The sequence below is a fragment of the Vibrio azureus genome, assembly GCF_002849855.1.
Lineage (GTDB): Bacteria > Pseudomonadota > Gammaproteobacteria > Enterobacterales > Vibrionaceae > Vibrio > Vibrio azureus.
On sequence record NZ_CP018616.1, the window covers coordinates 2,948,297 to 2,968,876 of the forward strand.

A 20,580-nucleotide genomic window follows, 5' to 3' on the forward strand; every position below is an offset into this window, starting at 1 on the left:
ACTCTCTCATCGCTAACCGTGTCCTCTACTTGAGAAATGAGTTAACATCTTGATATTGCAATGTTGAATAAATATAACAAGGAAAATTATTATGGCTCAGACTCATCACTATGACGTCATCGTAATCGGTAGTGGCCCTGGCGGAGAAGGGGCAGCGATGGGATTAGCCAAAGCGGGACTGAATGTTGCCATTGTTGAAAAAGAAAGCAGTGTCGGTGGCGGCTGTACCCATTGGGGAACCATCCCTTCTAAAGCACTTCGTCACGCCGTCAATCGCATCATTGAGTTTAATAATAACCCGCTTTTTTGCCACAACAATACCAGCTTACACGCAACCTTCTCTGATATCTTAAGCCATGCCAAGTCAGTCATCGATAAGCAAACACGACTTCGTCAGGGCTTTTATGACCGAAACATGTGTACCCTACTTTTCGGTACCGCTCGATTTATTGATAAATATTCGATTGCCGTCATGCAAAGTGATGGCACAGAAGAGATCTTCACCGCCGATAAATTTGTCATCGCAACAGGGTCTCGTCCTTATCAGCCAGATGATGTCGACTTTTTACACGAGCGAATCTACGATAGCGATTCCATCCTCAGTTTAGAACACGATCCTCGCCATATTATTATTTATGGTGCTGGTGTCATTGGTTGTGAGTATGCTTCTATTTTCCGTGGTCTCGGGGTAAAAACAGATCTGATTAACACTCGAGATCGCTTGCTGTCTTTCCTGGATAACGAAATTTCAGATGCCTTATCCTATCACTTCTGGAACAACGGCTTAGTCATTCGTAATGACGAAACCTACGATAAGATCGAAGGGACAGAAGATGGCGTCATTATTCATTTACAATCCGGCAAGAAAATGAAAGCCGACTGTCTACTTTATGCTAATGGCAGAACAGGCAACACCGATAAACTTAATTTACCGGCTGTCGGGTTAGAGCCCGACTCACGCGGTCAGTTGAAAGTCGATAGCAACTATCAGACAGATGTTGAACATATCTATGCGGTTGGGGATGTCATCGGTTATCCAAGCCTCGCAAGTGCTGCCTATGATCAAGGTCGCTTTGTCGTTCAAGCAATTACCAAAGGACAAGCTGATGGGCACTTAATTGAAGATATACCAACTGGAATCTATACCATTCCTGAAATAAGCTCCGTCGGTAAAACAGAACAAGAGTTGACTGCAGCAAAGATCCCTTATGAAGTCGGCCGCTCCTCTTTTAAGCACCTCGCCCGAGCTCAAATTGCCGGAAAAAATGTCGGCAGTTTAAAAATCCTCTTCCATCGAGACACCAAGGAAATTCTTGGCATTCACTGCTTCGGTGAACGTGCATCAGAAATCATCCACATTGGCCAAGCCATCATGGAACAAAAAGGCGAAGCCAACACGATTGAATATTTTGTTAAAACAACATTTAACTATCCAACCATGGCTGAAGCTTACCGTGTCGCCGCTTTGAATGGTTTGAATCGCTTATTCTAAAATTCGCTCTACGATTAAAAACAGCAGGTACTCATCTGCTGTTTTTATTTCATGGCTTTCTAGCTACTTAGAGGTTTGATGGCTTGGCAAAAACTGCCCCTTGCGCCACTGATAACAAAAGATCCCACCTAACCCTATGCCACGCATCAACATAAAACCCGTCATGGCAAACCATAGAGCATGATTTTGCCAAGAAGAAAACAGGTAAAAAATAACAAAGAAACAACACGTCGCTAAAAACATACTATTACGCATCTCTTTACCCTTGGTAGCACCAACAAAAATACCATCAAGCAGAAAACACCACATTGCCACCAATGGCATGGCCACCAGCCAAGGAAGGTAGAACGATGCCTGTCGTTGAACCGCATCAATCGACGTGATCATGGCGATCAAGTGCGATCCAGCTAGAGCGAAAATTATCGTTAAACCAGCACAGATGATCACACTCCAGAAAAAAGTCCCGACCAAAGAATCACGCAATTGCTGACTATCCTTAGCCCCAATCGCTTTGCCAACCATGGCCTCTATCGCATAAGCAAAACCATCCATACCATAAGAAATGACCATTAAAAAGCCCATTAGCACCGCATTGGCAGCCACAATATCATCGCCAAAACTGGCTCCTTGGAAAGTCATAAAACTAAATGTGGCTTGCAAACACAGTGAACGTAAGAAAATATCTCGGTTGAGTTTGATGAAGCGGCCAATTTGATGTTGAGCATGACGCAGCCGCTGCCATGGTGAAGGGAGTTGTCTATGTCGCCATATTTTACACACACACAATAACCCAAAGATTAACCCAGAATAGTCGGCAATGACCGAGGCTAAAGCTGCCCCTTTAACTCCCCACTCCAGTCCAATCACAAATAACACATCAAGGACAATATTGATTAGATTAGTCAGAATAACCATCCACATTGGCGCTGTTGAATTCTGTGTTCCGAGCAACCAGCCCAAGATAACAAAATTAATTAGGGCAGCAGGAGCACTCCAGACTCTTATCGAAAAGTATTCCATGCCATAATATTTAACTTCAGCACTAGCCTGACTCCAGCTAAAAATCAGTTCTGCAATGGGATGATGGGCAAGCAGAAACAGCACCGCAAACAACAGCGCCATTGCTCCCCCTTGGACAAAAACCAAAGCCAGTTGTTGACGATCATCCTTGCCAAAAGCCTGAGCCGCTAATCCAGTGGTCGACATACGTAAAAAACCAAGCAACCAAAACGTCACACTTATCATGGTGCTACCAAGCGCCACCCCACCCAAATACCAGGCATGTTCAAGGTGGCCAATAACAGCAGCATCAACTAATCCCAGTAGTGGAACAGTTACATTGGAGAGCACCATAGGAATCGCAAGGGCTAATACTTGACGATGAACTTTAGGGTTGGATAAAGGAGAAAAAAATGAATTTGTCACAGGCACCTCTCTAATTAAGGTAATTAGTGTACCTGAGGCTTTATACCCAAGTAACCTCAAGATGCACTCAATCAAGCACCTTGAAGTCACTTAGGTTATAAGGTCGTCAATTACCACTTAATGTGAACCAACACTGGGGTTAAGCGGTATTTGAGCAATGGGATTTTTTTTAGCCATCGTTGCCACATTTTCCAACGAAGACAGCATGAGTCAATAGGAGAAAGAACGTGTATCCATTGCACCCAAGGGAACCACGTCAATAGCTGCTTCGTTGGTCTCTCTAACCCATGGGCATAGCGATCTGAGCCAAGCTTCTGTCCTAATTTACTTTCAGTTAAATCCCCGGCTAACACCATACATAATTCCGCGGAAGTAAAGTGTCGGCTTAACACTTGGATAAACTCAATCACTTGTGGTTGTGTACAATCAAGTAAGGCAGTTTCACATAAAATCAAGACAGGCACATTGATAGAGTGAGGCAAACGCTCCAACCAACTCATATCATGTGTGCTACCACAATAATGTTCATATCGCTCGTTGCGGTGGAACAAGCGCTGACGCCACAGTAAGTGTTCGGAAATATCTAACTCAATCCAATGGCAACAACCATTGTCTAAACGATAAAAACGTGTATCTAAGCCAGCACCAACATTGATGATCAATCCATAGGGGTTCTGCTGTAGGAATTGATTAACTCGTTGATCACAGAGTTTGGTTAATGTCGCATGTAAAAGCTGCTTTTGCTCGACATCACCATGAAGACAATCTGCTGCCATTTCACAATGGAAACACGCTTTAGCTGCAATTGGATCGTAAACTAATCCATTATCCACCAAGCTTTCACGGCTTCGTAGCAGTAAAGGTTTAAGCAAATGGCTGGGAACTTGGTGTAACGACATAGCACGCCCTTCTCTGAAGAGAAAAACTCACCATGCCACAAATGATAATAACTATCAATATCATTTGTGTGGAAGGTTTACAACGCGGCTTTATCTCTATCGTAAAGCCCAGTTTGAAAACTGGACTTTATGAACGACAACTTCAAGGTCTACATCCAGTCTGTATTACGAATAATGCCTACGGCAAGCCCTTCAATCGTTAAATGCTGCGAAGTCAGATCAACTTGAATTGGCGCAAACTCTTCATTTTCGGCATGTAAAAGAATAGTTGCACCTTTTCTTTCAATTCGCTTGACGGTTACATCGTCATCCACTCTCGCAACCACTACTTGGCCATCAGTGACATCTTGTGTTTTATGTACGGCCAGTAAATCGCCATCTAAAATACCAATGTCTTTCATACTTTCTCCATTGACACGCAAAAGAAAGTCAGCCTTTGGTTTGAACATCGAAGGATCCACCTGATAATGAGATTCTACATGTTCTTGAGCTAAAATAGGTTCACCCGCAGCAACTCGCCCAATTAAAGGCAGTCCCTGACTTTCATTAGCCGATTCAACGTCTAACAAAATACGGATTCCACGGGAAGCGCCCGGGATAATTTCAATCGCTTGTTTGCGAGCAAGCGCTTTTAGATGTTCTTCTGCGGCATTCGCAGAACGGAAACCCAACTCACGCGCAATTTCTGCACGAGTAGGTGGCATTCCAGTTTCATCGATTTTGGATTTAATCAAATCGAAGACTTGTTGCTGGCGCAGCGTTAACGGCTTCATAGGTCACCTGTCTTTTTATACAGTCAACTGTGAGTATATCCAGTAAATGAATAAATGAAAACCCAATTGGTTGTTTTTTAGTTTATTTGCCCCCTCTTTCAGAGTTTGTCCACAAATCTAACTGTCAATAAAATGCACAGATACAGTATGAACCCCTATTAATTAGCCATTCTCTCTCTAGTTTGATTATTTTAGCGCCAATAAAATTAAAAGGTTTGACCAGTTTCTGTTATTCTTGCCACACTTAAAATTTGTTGCTTAAGCTTATTACTTGCTAATCGAAAGGCTTCTTTCTACCGATGAAAGACAAAGTCATTAAGCGAGAAATAAGGATAAGTACTTTTGCATATCTATTGAGGCTGTAAACTCTATGTCTTGTGGACAATCATTTTCACGCTCGTTACTCAAATTACCTCTATCGGTAATGGTAAAAGGCACCACTATTCCATCAAATCCAATTGATGATCTTCACATTGACTTGGCAAAACCTATCGTTTACGCCTTACCATTTCGCTCAAACGTCGACTTGCTCACCCTACAGAAGCAAGCAAAGAATTTGGGATTGCCTGATCCTCTGAGCCCATTAGAAGTCGGAGGAAAAACGCTCAATCGCTACGTGTTTATTACTTCAAACCCAAAGGTGGTAAGCAGTAACCATAATATCCCTAGTGCTTCGATCGCGCTTTTCACTGAGCTTCTTGAACTGCACAAACAGGACCAAACTCTAGATATTCAAGTGATTCCAACGTCGGTACTGTGGGGGCGAAAGCCAGGTAAAGAGGAGCAAGTTAAGCCTTACTTACAGAGTATGAATGGCGCACAAAAAGCCATGGCCGTTATGACTGCAGGCCGAGACTGCTTGGTTCGTTTCAGTCCAGTGGTTTCATTACGTCATATGGCGGATGCTCATGGTACAGATAGTGCGATTGCTCATAAGCTGGCTCGAGTCGCACGCATTCATTTTTCACGCCAAAAGCTCGCAGCATCAGGGCCAAACCTTCCACAACGTCAGGTTTTATTCGCCCGTTTAATGCAATCCCCCGCAATTGAACAAGCGATTGAGAACGAGGCAAGAAGCAAGGATATCTCGCTAGAAAAAGCCCATAAAATGGCCCATGACATCATGGATGAAATCGCAGCAGACTTCTCATACGGCTTGGTTAAAAATGGCGACCGTATCATGAGCTGGCTATGGAATAAGCTCTATCAAGGCATACACATCAATAACGCTTCAAGCGTGCGTCGTTTGGCTCAAGATGGCCACGAAATTGTTTATGTTCCTTGTCACCGCAGTCACATGGACTATCTGCTGTTATCATACGTGCTTTACAATGAAGGCATGGTACCTCCGCATATTGCAGCAGGCATTAACCTTAACTTCTTCCCTGCAGGTCCAATCTTCCGTCGTGGTGGTGCTTTCTTTATTCGTCGTAGCTTCAAAGGCAACAAACTGTATTCCACCATCTTCCGTGAATACCTGGCAGAGCTCTTTGCCAAAGGTTATTCCGTCGAATACTTCAGCGAAGGTGGGCGCTCTCGTACCGGGCGCTTACTGCAAGCCAAAACCGGCATGTTAGCGATGACGATCCAAGCCATGTTGCGTGGTCTTAACCGTCCGGTGACATTAGTGCCCGTTTATATTGGCTACGAACACGTCATGGAAGTAGGAACTTACGCAAAAGAGCTACGAGGCTCACGCAAGGAAAAAGAAAATGCTAGCTTGGTCCTGCGAACTCTTCGCAAGCTACGTAACTTTGGTTTTGGTTACGTAAACTTCGGTGAACCCATTCAACTTAACCAATATTTGAATGAACACGCGCCAGAATGGGCGAAAGACATCGACCAAATGGGCGGCAATAAACCACAATGGATGACACCCGTTGTTAACGACCTAGCCAATAAAATGATGACCCACATCAACGATGCTGCAGCCACTAACGCATTAACTCTGTGTGCCACTGCTTTACTGGCTTCTCGACAACGTGCGCTTTCTCGTGACTCTCTGATTCATCAAATTGAATGCTACCTTGATGTGTTAAAGCATATCCCTTATTCAAGTACTTTTACTGTACCTAACGAAACCGCCGAGCAACTGGTGGATCACGCGATCTCATTAGATAAGTTTGTCCTTGAAACAGACAGCATGGGTGACATCATCTCTCTTGATCGTAGCCAATCGATTCTAATGACCTATTACCGCAATAACATCATCCACTTATTTGCTCTGCCCTCATTAATTGCTCAAATCATTATTCGTCGTAAAAACCTAACCATAGAAAAAGTTCAAAGCAGCGTCGCACAGATTTATCCGTTCCTAAAAAAAGAGCTCTTTCTTAGTCATCAAGTCGACGAATTGAATGACTTGGTCTTGAAAACCCTGCATGAGTTAGCCAGACAACAAATGATCTACATGGAAGGGGATAAGCTAGAGATCAACCAGTCCAACTGTCAGCCTTTAGTGCTGCTTGGCCGCACTATCAGTGAGACCCTTCAACGTTACTCGATTGCGATGAATCTACTGGTTGCGAACCACGAACTGGGCAAATCCGATCTTGAGCAAAAAAGCCAAGATATTGCACAGCGCCTAGGACGTTTGCATGGCATCAATGCTCCAGAGTTTTTTGATAAAGGCGTTTTCAGTGCGATGTTTAGCACCTTAAAGGAAGAAGAATATTTAGATACAGATGGTAACTGCAACGCAGAGAAAACCCAGCAGTTAGCTAAGCTGTTATCCGTACTGCTGTATCCAGAGGTAAAACTTACCATTGAGGAAAGTATCCACCAGCTGCAGGGACAGCACAGCGATCAAGACTAACTTTATCATCGCGCGTAACAACAAAGGCATCCGATTTCGGATGCCTTTTTAGATTAAGTATATTAAGTTTGGTGTGTCACCAAAAAGCGACCAATAACCCGATCGCGACCACCATGCCAACATAGTTATTATTGAGGAAAGCGCTAAAGCATTGCTCACGCTCACGATGACGAATCAAGTGTTGTTGATAAGCAAACAAAGCAGCGACGGTTAAAATCGCCCAATAGTAGCTTTGTCCAAGCTGGTAATACACGCCGACTAACACCAGCATGGCCAGCGTCATCAATTGTAATATTCCGATGGCCAATTTATCATGCCGACCGAAAAAAATAGCCGTCGACTTTATACCAATATGAATATCGTCATCACGATCTACCATTGCATATTGTGTGTCGTAAGCAATCGTCCACAGTGCATTAATGGCGAATAAAAACCAAACATTCCAAGGTAAGCTTCCCGTTTGAGCTGCCCAAGCCATAGGGATAGCCCAACTAAAAGCCAATCCTAGAAACAACTGAGGAAAATGGGTATAGCGTTTCATGAATGGATAAATAAAGGCCAAAATAATCGCAACAAACGACAACTGAATCGTTAATGTATTCATGGTTAACACTAATAGGAATGACAGCAAAGTGAGCACAAGAAATAAGCCAATCGCTTCTTTGCTTGTCACCAAGCCAGCTGGCAATGGCCGTAGTTTGGTACGTTTAACATGGCCATCCACATGACGATCGGCAAAATCATTGATCACGCACCCAGCGCTGCGCATCAAAAATACACCTAATACAAACACTCCCAAGACATGCCAGCTTGGTAGACCTTGAGCCGCAATGACGAGCGACCACATTGTTGGCCACAATAACAGCAATGAACCAATTGGACGGTTCATACGCATCAATTGCCAATACGCTTTGGCTTTTTGTAACGACATTTACTCAGAATCCTTAGTATAAATAGGTGAAGACGGCAAAAAGAGCTCTGCCACCAACATAGGTTTATGATTCATCCAAAGCCTTGAACGACGGGCTAAAAAGCGTTGTGTACCAAGATAAGCCCAACCCACTTGCAACGCATCACGTTCAACATTAGCAGCACTGAACACCGTGATTCCTAGTGGTATTTCCCCTTGCTGGGTTAAATCGTACTGCTGATCGATTAACGTTGAGTTTGGAATCAGTGTCCGCCCAATGATCCAGTCTCTTTCATCCCCACGCAAAATAACTTCACGCAATAAACAATCTTGTTCAGACAAAAGTTGGCTTTCCTCACTCGATAGCGACTCAGCTTTAACAATGTGATTATGCACCTGTGAGACCGTAAAGTTCTGACAAGCTTGGCTTAGACGGCGCGACAGCGAGCCTTGCTCTTCAAGCCAATGACGAGTACGTTCACTTGGGTATTCAAAGCTGTTAGGGTTTTGCCACTCTACTTCCACTAAGGAAGCAAGATAAGGTGATATTCGCTGATTCATACTAGTATTCAATTAAGAGCTTTATGCATACAATAAAGCCATTACTTATTATTCTATTAATACATAACCAAGTAACTTCAAGAAGCTTGGATATAACAAGTATCGTTATGGGTTTTAGCCGCCCATTGTATCAAGACTGAAGCGATTCGAATATCACGATCCAGAGAAAGAAAAGTTAGAAATATGTACAAACGTTATATAAGCACCCTCATTTTTGCCTTAAGCCTGTTTGCATCAAACCTGAGCTTGGCAGAAGACAAGCCCGCCGAATCGCAATTGGCTTACTTTACGCTAGAACCGGACTTAACCACGAACTTCCACACCAATGGCAAAAAACTCGGTTACATTAAAGTTAGAATTGACATTATGGTTATGAATCCACAAGACCTTGCTATCGTTGAGCATCATCAGCCTTTGATCAGGGATGCGGTGATCGAGTTACTTGGCAAACAAAGTGAGGACACCATAAAATCCTTATCTGGCCGTGAAGATCTCCGCAAAACCTTAGTCCATAAGATAAATGAAATCCTACTACCGGAGACAGGTAAGACTGTCATTGCCGATTTGCTTTTCACTAAATATTTATACCAGTAGGTATCTAAATTCATTAGTTTATGAGACTCAACAAAAAGACCGCCAATTTCTCAGCGGTCTTTTATTCACTAGCAGGTAATCACACCGAGAGACAGTGTCTGAATCACGAAGACTGGTACTTACGTTTACCTGAATCGAACAGGGCAAGCAAAATCCCTGATAGCAATCCAACCAACTGGGCCGTATTGGCGATATTCATAAAAGGTATCACAAACCCCAGAACCAACCACACTAACATAAAGCCGATTAGCCCATTAGGTAAAACGAGCCCCAAGTGCGGCAAACGCATCCCTAATACCCACAAGTAACCTAACAGCGCATACACGACCCCAGAAAGACCACCAAAATTTGCCCCTTCGACGTAAAATTGTCCAACACCAGACAAAACGGCAGAAATAAAGAATATCTGCAATAGCTTACCGGAGCCTAAACGACGCTCAATATCTCCTCCTAACTGCCACCACCACAGTAGGTTAAAAACAATATGAGTGATCGAAAAGTGCAGTAAGGCATGGCTTGCCCAACGCCAAAGTTGCCATTTCTGACCTTCAAAAGCAGGGAAATGTAACTGTGTAAACAGAGCTTGACCAAACCCCATAAGTTGTAATGCGTAAATGACACAGCACAACAACATGATAGAAAGGGTTACTGGACCGGCTTTCGCTTTGATCATTGTCATCATGCTCGGACTGGCATAGTGAAACTGATTATGCCGGCTATCGGCTACTTGCCATGAGGCTGCACTATATTTGCTCGCCGATGGATTACTTAAAAAAGCCTTTAGCTCAGCCTCCACTTCCGCTTCATGTTGGCTATCGGCTAACCACAGGGCAAATTGCCCGTCACCTTCTGGCATCATTTGCAATGAAATATCACGTGCAGCCATATAGTCAACAAATGCCTGTGCCACTCTCGGATTGTTAAATGTCGCCAATCTCTTCATTAATTTCTCACTATCGGTAGTTCAGCTCGCTGCCAAGCTTCAAAGCCACCATCAACGCTGTATACCTGTTCAAAACCTTGATTGATCAAATACTGAGCAGCGCCTTGGCTACTAATACCGTGATAGCACATCACCAACACTGGCTGCTCGAACTCGGTATCATTGATAAAAGAGACCAAAGAGTCATTGGTCAAATGAAAGGCTGATTGCGCGTGAGCAACAGCGAAAGATTGAGGATCGCGAATATCTACAAGTACTGCCTCGCTTTCTTCAAGCAGAGCTTGAGCACCCTGTACATCAATATGTTGAAACTGGTCCATTTCCGTTCTCATGTCTTGTTCAATTTTGCTGCCAGTATAACCTATCCAGAGCCAAACTTAGACACAGAGAACATCAGGACATTGTAAACTGTTCATATTGTAGACATCTGTGGATAAATCTGTGGATTGCGTTAATAAAGTACATTCGCTAAGTTTGATCCACAAGATGTAGTGATGATCTTGATCTAACTGTGTGTATATCTATAACTATCCCCAAAAACAAACAAGCCTTTACGCCTTATTTCATATAGCTTTCGAACAGATGATGAATAATTACTTCACAGAGTTATACACAGGCAGGCGAAGTAAAAAGATCGATAAAAACTCACCTTTTCGATCGGCGAAAAAAAACCGAGATCAAATGATCTCGGTTTTTATGAATCAGGTTATGACTTTAAGAATCGGATGCTTGTTAAGCTAGAAGTTAAAACTCACCCACAGCCAGTTTCAGTTTCTTCATCGCATTCTTCTCTAATTGACGAATTCGCTCTGCAGAGACACCATATTCATCAGCTAGATCTTGTAAAGTTGATTTATCATCATCTAACCAGCGAGAACGAACAATATGTTGACTACGCTGATCTAAGCTAGCCAATGCATGGCCTAAGCGGTTATTGGTATGCTCTTCCCAGTTTGCGGCTTCGATATTATCAGCAACATCAGAGGCTTTATCTTCTAAGTATAACGTTGGCGCCGTATAGGCATTAGAACTGTCATCTTCATCGACTGGCATATCGAATGCAGAATCAACCGCCGCTAGGCGCGACTCCATCTCACGAACTTCTGCTGGCTCAACGCCCAACTCGCGCGCGACTGTCTCTACTTCGCCATTATTAAACCAACCCAAGCGCTTTTTAGACTTACGTAAGTTAAAAAACAGTTTGCGTTGTGCTTTTGTGGTCGCAATTTTAACGATTCGCCAATTACGCAACACATATTCGTGGATTTCAGCTTTGATCCAATGCACAGCAAAAGAAACCAGTCGAACTCCAACTTCAGGGTTGAAGCGTTTAACCGCTTTCATTAAACCGATATTGCCTTCTTGCACCAGATCTGCCATTGGCAAACCGTAACCAGAGTATCCTCGAGCAACATGAACAACGAATCGTAGGTGCGATAGAATCAGCCCTTTCGCTGAATCAATTTCACCGTTGTAGTGTAATCTTTCTGCCAAATCACGCTCTTCATCTGCTGTTAGCATTGGATAGCTATTAACAGATCGAATATAGCTATCAAGGCTATCTTGCGTGACTAGAGCCATCGGATACGCTTCTTTTGTCATTCCATTCCTCATCAATCTCTGATCTTGAGCATCGTTTTGTACTGTAGCTTAACCTACTTGAATCTAACATGAACAAATTTCAAACAGGGCAAACTATTATCCACAAACACGCAACCTAAACAAGCTTTAGGCAACATTTTACGCTAAATTAATTCCTGTAATATGACAGTGACAAATTAAACTGGTTCAATTTCTTTAAGGTGACGCTGAGCAGAGATCCTTGCCGCAATACAACCGATTAAGCTTCCGGTCACCATCAGAAGTAAGGATTCATCCCAATTTAAGCCAATTAAGCGAAATTGACTGTCGTACAGTGAGGCTAATTCTGCCACAGCATTGTTCATCACAAAGGTAATCACCGCGGTCACTAACCAAGCAATTAACGCTCCCAACACACCAAACCACATACCGGTATACAGGTAAGGACGAAGAATAAAGCCGTCTGTTGCTCCGATCAGTTTCATGGTTTGAATTTCTTCTTTATTGGCGAGTACATTAAAGCGCAGGGTATTACCAACAATCAAAAATACCGCACCTAACATCAACAAAGTGAGAGTGATAACGATGACACCCGCTAGTGTTTTGATGGCATCTAATCGAACTAGCCAGTCTTCATCTAACCTGACATCGGTGACATCTTCAAGTTTTGCGACTTTATTAGCTAAAGCTTGGACATCACTTTTCGTTTCTGAATCAGGAGCAATCACCAAGACCCCAGGTAACGCATAACCATTTAATAAGCTCAACGCCTGATCAAAACCTGCATATTGACTCAGGTCAGAGAGGCCTTGTTGCGGCGAGATATATTCTACTTCTTTAACAAGCGGCCAAGTCTCAATTTGGTCTTTAAGCACCATAACCCGAGCATCTGGCATACCTTCAAGCAAGTAAGCACTCACTTTTGATGGAGAGGCCACATCTTCAGCTGCACTCGCTAAATTTTTCCCTAATAAATACACGCAAGCAGGCATAGCCAATGCCATGGAGATCACGGCTAAGGTCAGAATATTACCTAGAGGCCGACGCCACAATTCACTGAAAGAAGCCTTTGCTTGCTTGATATGAGAAGAGAGCACACTGTCGGTATTGACTCGTTTTGTACTGCGCCCCTTCCTTTTTTTGTGAGTTCGCTTATTACCTTCCATAATCATCAACCTCACTCAAAAAGCCCTGGTTCAACTCAAAATGTCGATATTGTGGGCGAGAGTTGACCAAACCAATATCATGAGTAGCAATGAGGATCGTCACTCCTGCACGGTTAAACTCTTCAAATAAACGCAAAATACGACCAGATAAATCAGGGTCTAAGTTACCTGTTGGCTCATCGGCAACTAATAACGTCGGTCGATTAACCACAGCACGAGCGATCCCAACACGCTGCTGTTCTCCCCCAGATAACTGGCTTGGTAGGCAGCGGGCTTTATCAAGCAAACCGGTTTTGTCTAAGGCAGCCGAGACACGACGTTTAATTTCCTGTTCAGAAATAGACTCAATACGCATCGGTAGAGCAACATTGTCAAAGACGCTGCGATCCATAAGCAGGCGGTGATCTTGAAAAACGATTCCGATATTACGACGCAAAAAGGGAATATCTTTAGGCGAAATGCGAGTGATATCATGACCATTAAAATGCACTTTGCCATCGCTTGGGCGTTCGATCGCACATATCAGTTTCAACAAAGTACTTTTACCGGCTCCGGAGTGCCCTCCCAGAAATGCCATTTCTCCACGTCGAAGATGAAAGTCAACTTTCTGTAAGGCTTGTCTACCACCTCGATAAACTTTGCTAACTTGCTGGAATTGAATCACAGTGAATTCCTCTCACTCTTAACTACTCTTCTCGGCTAAAAAGAGCATCAATGAACTCTTGAGTTTCAAATGGACGCAAGTCTTCGATCCCTTCACCGACACCAATGTAGCGCAGTGGGATTTCAAACTGATCGGCAAGCGCGAAGATCACTCCACCTTTTGCCGTTCCATCAAGTTTAGTCAAGGTAATTCCTGTAAGCGGAGCAACATCACTAAACAATTTGGCTTGGCTAATGGCATTTTGACCCGTACCTGCATCAAGCGTTAGCATAATTTCATGCGGCGCAGAGTCGTCAATTTTTTTCATGACTCGCACAATTTTACGCAGCTCTTCCATCAAGTTCGCTTTGTTCTGCAAACGCCCTGCGGTATCGGCGATCACCACATCCACACCACGCGCTTTAGCCGCTTCAATCGCGTCATAGATCACCGACGCACTATCCGCTCCAGTATGCTGAGCAATAACAGGAACCTGATTGCGATCTCCCCATACTTGCAATTGTTCAACGGCAGCAGCTCGGAACGTATCCCCTGCAGCAAGCATGACTTTTTTACCTTGATTTTGGAATTGTTTGGCAAGTTTACCGATTGTCGTGGTCTTACCTACCCCGTTCACTCCGACCATCAAAATCACATAAGGTGTCTTGCTCGTGTCAATTTCAAGCGGTTGTTCTACCTTAGCGAGAATGTCTGCCATCTCTTCTTTCAACAAACCATACAATGCTTCACCATCTTTTAAATCACGACGTGACGCTTTCTCTGTCAGGTTATTGATGATTTTCGTTGTTGTGTCCATGCCAACATCGGCAATCAGCAGTTGCTCTTCCAGCTCCTCAAACAAATCATCATCAATTTTTTTACCGCTAAACAGGCCAAAGAAGCCAGCACCAATATTGGCTTTAGTACGGCTCAGGCTGCGCTTCAAGCGAGCAAAAAAGCTTTCGGTCGGTTTCTCTTGCTCTTGCACTCGAGGAGAAAGATTTTCTTGCTCGACAGACTCGACTTGTTCAGCTTCAACAACCTCAACCGCTGCAACTGGCTCCGAGCTGTCTGCTGTGGCTTGGTTTTCCTCTCGCGACTTGTCGTCAGCTGTTGTTTGTTCAGCCTTCTCTGGTAAAGCAGACTCTTCTTGTTTTGATTTTTGGCTTGGTTCTTCATCACCAAAGCCTAGCCACGAAAGTAATCCGCGCTTTTTCTTTTCCGTCATCAGGGGCTATCCTAGATTGTCTTTTTATCTATTAATGACTCTTTTCTAACAAGATGGCTCTGTCAGAAAAGCAATGAGCAAAGTGTTCCAAACGTGACTAAGAGATAAATCTCATCGTATTAATGTTACACTCTACCATCTTCAATATTCTGGGCTATACCCAAGCTTACAGCCTGAGTGATTGGGTATAGTATCACTTTATTAGCGGTCAAAAAATCTATGGTAAAACGTCGCCAGCAAAACTCATCACAAAAAAAGCCCACCAGCGGCTTTGTACGCATCATTAGTGGTCTATGGAGAGGCAGAAAACTCCCTGTCCACGACGCAGAAGGTTTGCGTCCCACCACGGATCGCGTCAAGGAAACACTCTTTAATTGGTTAGCCCAAGACGTACCACAGGCGAAGTGTCTCGATTTATTTGCAGGTGCCGGCAGCCTTGGTTTTGAATCCGCTTCTCGGCAAGCTGAGCATGTCACTATGGTTGAGCTGAACGCACAAGCATTTCAACAACTACAAAAAAATGTCACGGCTCTAAAAGCCACCAATATTGAACTCATTCAAAACGATGCACTTCAGTTTTTACAGCAGCCTGCAACCCCATATCATGTCGTCTTCATCGATCCTCCATTTCGTAAAGGGCTTCTAGATGAGACGATCGATTTACTAGAGAAGCAAGGCTGGCTAGCCGCTGACGCTATGATCTATATCGAAACAGAAAAAGAACTGACTATGACAAAGTTACCGAATAACTGGCATTTACACAGAGAAAAAACAGCAGGTCAAGTCAGTTTCCGTCTATATCAACGTTCATCTGATTAGCATACGACATTAAAAGGATAGTTAAATGAAAGCATTATTGATACTTGCCAAGGCAGCCATTGCCTTTGTCTGGTTTGTCTTACTCCTGAATATCTTTATCCCTTTCCCCGGTAAAGCCGCCATCGCATTATACATTATGACCGCTTTCTTATTTATGATGCATGGACTGCAAATGGCGATTTTCATCGGTGCGTTCGGCGATAAAATTAAGATGAGCACCTGGGAGAAATATTCCATCCTTGTGTTTGGTATCTTCGCTTTACTCGATATTCGTCGTAAACACATGGTCTAAAAACAAAAAGCCGCGACTCAATTGAGCCGCGGCTTTTTTGCTTAAGAACGAAAGTAATCCAACCGCTTACACGGCCAACATCCGCTAAATCGATAAAGAAACACCGGATGCAACAATAAGAACATGGCAAAGCAAATAACTGCCATTGATCCACAGGCTGATAGTCTTATTCACTTTACGATAGTCATACACTGCATAACCAAGAGCGGAGGCAATCATGACTAAAGTGCCACCAAAACCCAACGCACTAGAATAACTCGGCATTTGCAACCACACTTCTCCCGATACCCAAGCCATTTGAACCAGCATAACGCCCATAATAGCAACAGGGACTAATAACGCATCAAGTCGGGGCAATAAAAGGAAGAAAGCCACGATACTGGCAGATAATAGTAACGCTAACAGCCACCAAATCACTTCGCCATTTAACTGCACCCAAAAGGCTTTGCTATAGCATACCTGAGCAAGTAAGTAGCCGGTAAAATACAGTGCTTTTAAGAACCGACCTGATTTCAATGAATGCAGTATGTCAGCAAGCATAAATGTTACCAACCCGCCTGCGATCCAGTAAGAATGAGCCGTTGTATTTCCAGCAGTCAAAATCAGAATTAATAACAAGAACAAGGTAAAAAGCTTAAAAACCAGAGCCTGCATAAAGTTCGCTTGCTTGGTCCCAAGGACAGAATAAAAACCTGATAAACCGATCGCTAACCAACTCCACATCTCACCATACCTTTCACTTATCCACGCGCTAGTCTAGGTAGACTAATCTTGATGTAAAGGCATAATCAATCAAAGTTGGATCTCGATAGCGAATCATTCACTCTCTCCAACCCACTTTAGTTCCACACAATTTTTCACTCCAATCGATATAGCAAACAGTGAATAAGCTAAGCTTCGAACCTAAAACATTTAAAAAAAACCAACTCATCAAACCGAAGCAGAATTTAAAACCAAAAGTAAACAAAACATAAAAAATCAGAAAAACAAAGCGCAATAATTGAAAATTAATTCAAACAAAACAACCATATAAAACAAAACCAGCAAAATAAAAAAAGAGCAACAACAATCAATTTATACAGAAAAGTCTTTCATATGAATGAAAAACCCTCCCCGACCATCACCACCCAAAGGAAAACATCAAAATAAAGCAGATTTAATCATACTTATAAGGACTTCGATAAGAAAAAAATAAAAAACCAAAAAAAACAAAACAAAAAAAACGAATAAATATTCACCAACATTATAACCAAACAAAAACAAACACTTAAACTGAAAAATCGTATACAAAACAAACAAAGAACACTTGTTAACCATGTCAAAAAACACTGTTTCTTACCATTAAAACCCATCAAAAATAGAAGTTATTATGATTTTTTAAAATACTTCAGCCTCGATGTTGACCGAAGACTCAAAAAAGTGATACATTGTCTACATTAAGTTCATCAAAGTTTGTAGGGGTAGTGTTATGATTTCATCTTCTCAAAAACAAGGGCTGGTTATGATTGCAGTAGTTGTTGGTTTAATGACACTGCCAATGATGTACTAAACCATTGATTTAAAAAGGGACGCAATCGCGTCCCTTTTTTATTTGCCCTTCACAACGGTCTTTTATTCTTCGGCTATTTCATTTCAAATGTTGTACCAATAAGTCCCAATGCATGTAGTAGAACCCAAGAGCTGCTAACGTAATAGCAACCATCAATAAAATTGCTGTCCGCCAAATAAAACGCGAGCTCCTTGGTGTCAATTCTTTTTCGCATACATCACATGCATGCAAAAAGCCTTTTCTATCATTGAGCGTGTAGTCTTCTTCATGCACGACTTTATTACGAACCGTCGCAATAAAGCGTAACTTAGCAATCACATCGTGTGGTAAGCGGTCTTCACAACTGGTGATCATTTGATGCAAACCTTTACCATCTGCGTGATATTGGGTGCGTAGTAGCTTTTCAAGCCTACGGGTGCGCATCACCACTTTTTCAATATCTGACATCGCAACCCTCCTTGGTCACTATTACTCTTATTGTCATTTCATTCTTCTATAAATTAAGCACTTTTCGGTTTGTTCTGAATAGCTTCCATTTATGTTTCACAATTCAGAATTCATAAACTGTGAAGCAGATCGAATAATACCGACAACACTTTTACTGGATCACGAATAAGCCACCTTAACCCATTACTGACTCATAGAGTACGGTAAAATGGAGTAAAACAAACTATGGGAGGTTATTATGCCAATCTCACTTATTCTGGCCTTACTCACCCTTATTGCAGCTGGTGCTTGGGCTTTCTTCCAGTTCTATAACAAACATTACTTTGGCGATAATGCCCCAGAACAAAAAGCTAAAGTGACCATATTAGATAAGCAAGCAATAGTCTTGCCAGAAACTCAGCCTGGCCAAGAAGATCAAGAATATTGGATTTATGTGCAACGTGGGATGATGGGCCCTAAACGTGAATTTCAAGTCGGCATTCACTACTACCAATCTCTAACACCGGGAGATAAGGGATTACTCACTTATCGTGGCGACAAGTTTTTACACTTCGCTTTAGAACGTTAAGGCACCAGCCACCGAGTCTTAGCAGAGAGAGATAACCAATAACTCATCACTAAGGCTCCCAAACCACTGAGCAATACCCAGGTAGGAATTGCCAATACGGGATGTGCAGAAAACCACCCCATTTCACGCATCGGCCATAGAAAAAGAGGGGGAAGCAAATAAATGCCAAAACAATATTGCCCAACAAAGTGAATAGCCTTGTGCGTTTTTAGGGGCAACCTCTCACTGATAAAGCGACACAAAATAAACACCATCGCAGCCACAAGAATCACGTTCAGTGTTTTGTATGATAACCATCGTCCAACACTGTATTTACCCGATTCTAAGCTATTGAAGGCAACCATTCCAAATGTCACAGCTAACGCAGCCAGTCCCAATAAAACAAACCATGTTACAGTGCGGCCAGTAAGAGGAACTTTCTTAAACAAAAGATACCCTAATGGCAAGTAGCCCACATAAAGCCAAAGTGGATGGCTCCAGAACCCATCCACTCTGAATAAAAACAATACACTTGAAAAAAGCCAAAGCACAACAAAACCATAGAGCCAGCTATCATCAAAATGTTGGCGCATCCAGTGGAAAAGCGGAACAACCAAGTACAAGGGTATGAAGTAGTAGAAAAAACCTAAATGGTAATACGTTGCTTGAGAGCCGAGTTGACGTATGGCCGATAGAGTATGCTCAATGCTGTTACCCTGAGTTGTCCATCCAGATAAAAGGGCATAGAAGATAGACCAGAATAAAAATGGCACCACCACTCTACTGCAGCGACGTTGAACATAATACCTAGGATTGAATGCCCGTTGATCACTCAACATCAGTGCTCCGGTAATCAAAATAAATACCGGCACTGCCCAACGGCTCGCACTGTTAATGCCAATAACCACAAGCCATTGCTCGATGGGAATGGTACCTAGGCCATGTCGATAGGGCCCAATAACATGAATAGTGATGACTGCAAGTGCCGCAACACAACGTAATAAATAAAAAAATAGAACTCGCTCTGTCATTTCCTTTGATAGCTTTTCCATTTTATTCTCCAGCATGTAGAGAATATGCCCCAACAAATTTAATCAAAGACTCTTCCTTTACCAGTCTTAATCAACAATTTACGCCAAAAAGTTGTATAAATGAGATTCACGCCCTAAGCTTTTCATTTTGAACATGATTATAAACTTACACCTTTAATCTATTGAGCCGCTGATATTAAGAGAGATCATAATGAAAAAAACCTTGTTAGCCTCACTGGTTTGTATTGTTGCGCTGGTTGGTTGTGATAAGAAACAAGATGTCGTGATAGAGACGCCTACTCAAGCCACCAGCGAAGCCCAGCAAAAAATAGAAGTCGCGGCAGAAGAAGCCATGGCGGAGACACCACAACAATGGGAAGAATCGCATTTGACCAAAGATCTCACCAAGCCCAATCCCATCTGCGGCGATAAGAATCTAGCGGGGGGCTGGTCAAAGCAGGACCTCTCTCCAGAAGCACAACACGCGATGGATTTTGTGCTTAACGAAACCAATATGACGCCAGAGTTCAGTAAAATTCTGGATGTAAGAACGCAAATTGTCAGCGGTACGAATTACGCGATTGAATACGAGTTAAAAAATGGCGCGATTTTACACGTGGTCGTTTATCGTCCATTGCAAGGAGAGCTACAGATTATTCAGCCTGCTGAATTAGGTCCTCTTTGCCCATAAGGCCTTTAATATACCCAAATAACCTCAAGATGCTGCGTTCAGCGAGATGACCTTAACTCTCAGGCGCGGCAACGATTCGGAGATATAGTCGTTCTACATTGAGAATCGTTAACAAAGTCTGAGAGTTAAGGACACTCGCCCTTTGGGAGCGTGTCACTGAGCCGACTTCTTACG

21 protein-coding genes are annotated in these 20,580 nt (G+C 42.9%); 7 read left to right on the top strand and 14 right to left on the bottom strand.

What is annotated here, in order from left to right; genetic code table 11:
- Window positions 1-91 precede the first annotated feature (91 nt).
- Window positions 92-1,492 (top strand): Si-specific NAD(P)(+) transhydrogenase, encoded by a 1,401-nt coding sequence (sthA, locus tag BS333_RS13425; protein ID WP_021711346.1) that lies wholly within the window; start codon window positions 92-94, stop codon window positions 1,490-1,492.
- Between the two features lie 63 nt (window positions 1,493-1,555).
- Here the strand turns inward: sthA and dinF are convergent, their stop codons facing one another.
- The 3 genes from dinF to lexA form a co-directional block, all read right to left on the bottom strand.
- Complete coding sequence (gene dinF / locus BS333_RS13430) at window positions 1,556-2,917, bottom strand: MATE family efflux transporter DinF (RefSeq protein ID WP_021711347.1); 1,362 nt, start codon at window positions 2,915-2,917, stop codon at window positions 1,556-1,558.
- 110 nt (window positions 2,918-3,027) lie between these two features.
- Complete coding sequence (locus BS333_RS13435; protein WP_021711348.1) at window positions 3,028-3,816, bottom strand: class I SAM-dependent methyltransferase; 789 nt, start codon at window positions 3,814-3,816, stop codon at window positions 3,028-3,030.
- Between the two features lie 149 nt (window positions 3,817-3,965).
- Entirely contained in the window at window positions 3,966-4,589 is a 624-nt protein-coding gene (gene lexA / locus BS333_RS13440) for a transcriptional repressor LexA (protein ID WP_021711349.1), read from the bottom strand.
- A 370-nt stretch (window positions 4,590-4,959) separates the two neighbouring features.
- Between lexA and plsB the strand changes: the two genes are divergently transcribed.
- Window positions 4,960-7,404 (top strand): glycerol-3-phosphate 1-O-acyltransferase PlsB, encoded by a 2,445-nt coding sequence (gene plsB / locus BS333_RS13445; RefSeq protein ID WP_021711350.1) that lies wholly within the window; start codon window positions 4,960-4,962, stop codon window positions 7,402-7,404.
- 76 nt (window positions 7,405-7,480) lie between these two features.
- On the opposite strand, the gene ubiA is transcribed toward plsB, so the two are convergent.
- Together ubiA and BS333_RS13455 are read right to left on the bottom strand one after the other, a co-directional pair.
- Window positions 7,481-8,335 carry a 4-hydroxybenzoate octaprenyltransferase gene (gene ubiA / locus BS333_RS13450; protein WP_021711351.1) on the bottom strand — a complete coding sequence of 285 codons (855 nt, stop codon included), beginning with the start codon at window positions 8,333-8,335 and terminating at the stop codon, window positions 7,481-7,483.
- Complete coding sequence (locus BS333_RS13455; protein ID WP_033004368.1) at window positions 8,336-8,875, bottom strand: chorismate lyase; 540 nt, start codon at window positions 8,873-8,875, stop codon at window positions 8,336-8,338.
- Between the two features lie 183 nt (window positions 8,876-9,058).
- Here BS333_RS13455 and BS333_RS13460 point away from each other — a divergent pair, with 183 nt between their 5' ends.
- Window positions 9,059-9,469 (top strand): flagellar basal body-associated protein FliL, encoded by a 411-nt coding sequence (locus tag BS333_RS13460; RefSeq protein WP_021711353.1) that lies wholly within the window; start codon window positions 9,059-9,061, stop codon window positions 9,467-9,469.
- Window positions 9,470-9,572: 103 nt separating this feature from the next.
- On the opposite strand, the gene glpG is transcribed toward BS333_RS13460, so the two are convergent.
- From glpG to ftsY, 6 genes are all read right to left on the bottom strand, one after another.
- Complete coding sequence (glpG, locus tag BS333_RS13465; protein ID WP_021711354.1) at window positions 9,573-10,412, bottom strand: rhomboid family intramembrane serine protease GlpG; 840 nt, start codon at window positions 10,410-10,412, stop codon at window positions 9,573-9,575.
- Window positions 10,412-10,732, bottom strand: coding sequence for a thiosulfate sulfurtransferase GlpE (gene glpE / locus BS333_RS13470; protein WP_021711355.1), 321 nt, complete (start codon window positions 10,730-10,732; stop codon window positions 10,412-10,414). The genes glpG and glpE overlap by 1 nt, the downstream gene beginning before the upstream one ends.
- A gap of 424 nt (window positions 10,733-11,156) precedes the next feature.
- Window positions 11,157-12,014: an RNA polymerase sigma factor RpoH gene (gene rpoH / locus BS333_RS13475; RefSeq protein WP_033004371.1), complete on the bottom strand. Its 858-nt coding sequence runs from the start codon at window positions 12,012-12,014 to the stop codon at window positions 11,157-11,159.
- A gap of 176 nt (window positions 12,015-12,190) precedes the next feature.
- Complete coding sequence (gene ftsX / locus BS333_RS13480) at window positions 12,191-13,159, bottom strand: permease-like cell division protein FtsX (protein WP_033004377.1); 969 nt, start codon at window positions 13,157-13,159, stop codon at window positions 12,191-12,193.
- Window positions 13,149-13,823, bottom strand: a complete 675-nt coding sequence (gene ftsE, locus BS333_RS13485; RefSeq protein ID WP_021711358.1) for a cell division ATP-binding protein FtsE — start codon at window positions 13,821-13,823, stop codon at window positions 13,149-13,151. The genes ftsX and ftsE overlap by 11 nt, the downstream gene beginning before the upstream one ends.
- Window positions 13,824-13,845: 22 nt before the next feature.
- Complete coding sequence (gene ftsY / locus BS333_RS13490) at window positions 13,846-15,030, bottom strand: signal recognition particle-docking protein FtsY (protein WP_021711359.1); 1,185 nt, start codon at window positions 15,028-15,030, stop codon at window positions 13,846-13,848.
- A 219-nt stretch (window positions 15,031-15,249) separates the two neighbouring features.
- Here ftsY and rsmD point away from each other — a divergent pair, with 219 nt between their 5' ends.
- The gene (gene rsmD / locus BS333_RS13495) at window positions 15,250-15,849 is read left to right on the top strand and encodes a 16S rRNA (guanine(966)-N(2))-methyltransferase RsmD (protein WP_021711360.1); all 600 of its coding nucleotides are present in this window, start codon (window positions 15,250-15,252) and stop codon (window positions 15,847-15,849) included.
- Window positions 15,850-15,874: 25 nt separating this feature from the next.
- The gene (locus BS333_RS13500) at window positions 15,875-16,141 is read left to right on the top strand and encodes a DUF1145 domain-containing protein (protein WP_021711361.1); all 267 of its coding nucleotides are present in this window, start codon (window positions 15,875-15,877) and stop codon (window positions 16,139-16,141) included.
- 84 nt (window positions 16,142-16,225) lie between these two features.
- Here BS333_RS13500 and BS333_RS13505 read toward each other — a convergent pair whose 3' ends face one another.
- Together BS333_RS13505 and BS333_RS13520 are read right to left on the bottom strand one after the other, a co-directional pair.
- Window positions 16,226-16,864 carry a lysoplasmalogenase family protein gene (locus BS333_RS13505; protein ID WP_021711362.1) on the bottom strand — a complete coding sequence of 213 codons (639 nt, stop codon included), beginning with the start codon at window positions 16,862-16,864 and terminating at the stop codon, window positions 16,226-16,228.
- 904 nt (window positions 16,865-17,768) lie between these two features.
- Window positions 17,769-18,137, bottom strand: a complete 369-nt coding sequence (locus BS333_RS13520; protein WP_021711363.1) for a hypothetical protein — start codon at window positions 18,135-18,137, stop codon at window positions 17,769-17,771.
- 238 nt (window positions 18,138-18,375) lie between these two features.
- Here BS333_RS13520 and BS333_RS13525 point away from each other — a divergent pair, with 238 nt between their 5' ends.
- The gene (locus BS333_RS13525) at window positions 18,376-18,705 is read left to right on the top strand and encodes a DUF2500 domain-containing protein (RefSeq protein ID WP_021711364.1); all 330 of its coding nucleotides are present in this window, start codon (window positions 18,376-18,378) and stop codon (window positions 18,703-18,705) included.
- On the opposite strand, the gene BS333_RS13530 is transcribed toward BS333_RS13525, so the two are convergent.
- On the bottom strand, window positions 18,702-19,715 hold the full coding sequence (locus tag BS333_RS13530) for an acyltransferase (RefSeq protein ID WP_033004379.1): 1,014 nt from the start codon (window positions 19,713-19,715) through the stop codon (window positions 18,702-18,704). The two genes, BS333_RS13525 and BS333_RS13530, sit on opposite strands and share 4 nt — an antisense overlap.
- A 211-nt stretch (window positions 19,716-19,926) precedes the next feature.
- Here BS333_RS13530 and BS333_RS13535 point away from each other — a divergent pair, with 211 nt between their 5' ends.
- On the top strand, window positions 19,927-20,406 hold the full coding sequence (locus BS333_RS13535) for a cystatin family protein (RefSeq protein ID WP_021711366.1): 480 nt from the start codon (window positions 19,927-19,929) through the stop codon (window positions 20,404-20,406).
- The last annotated feature ends 174 nt before the right edge of the window (window positions 20,407-20,580 follow it).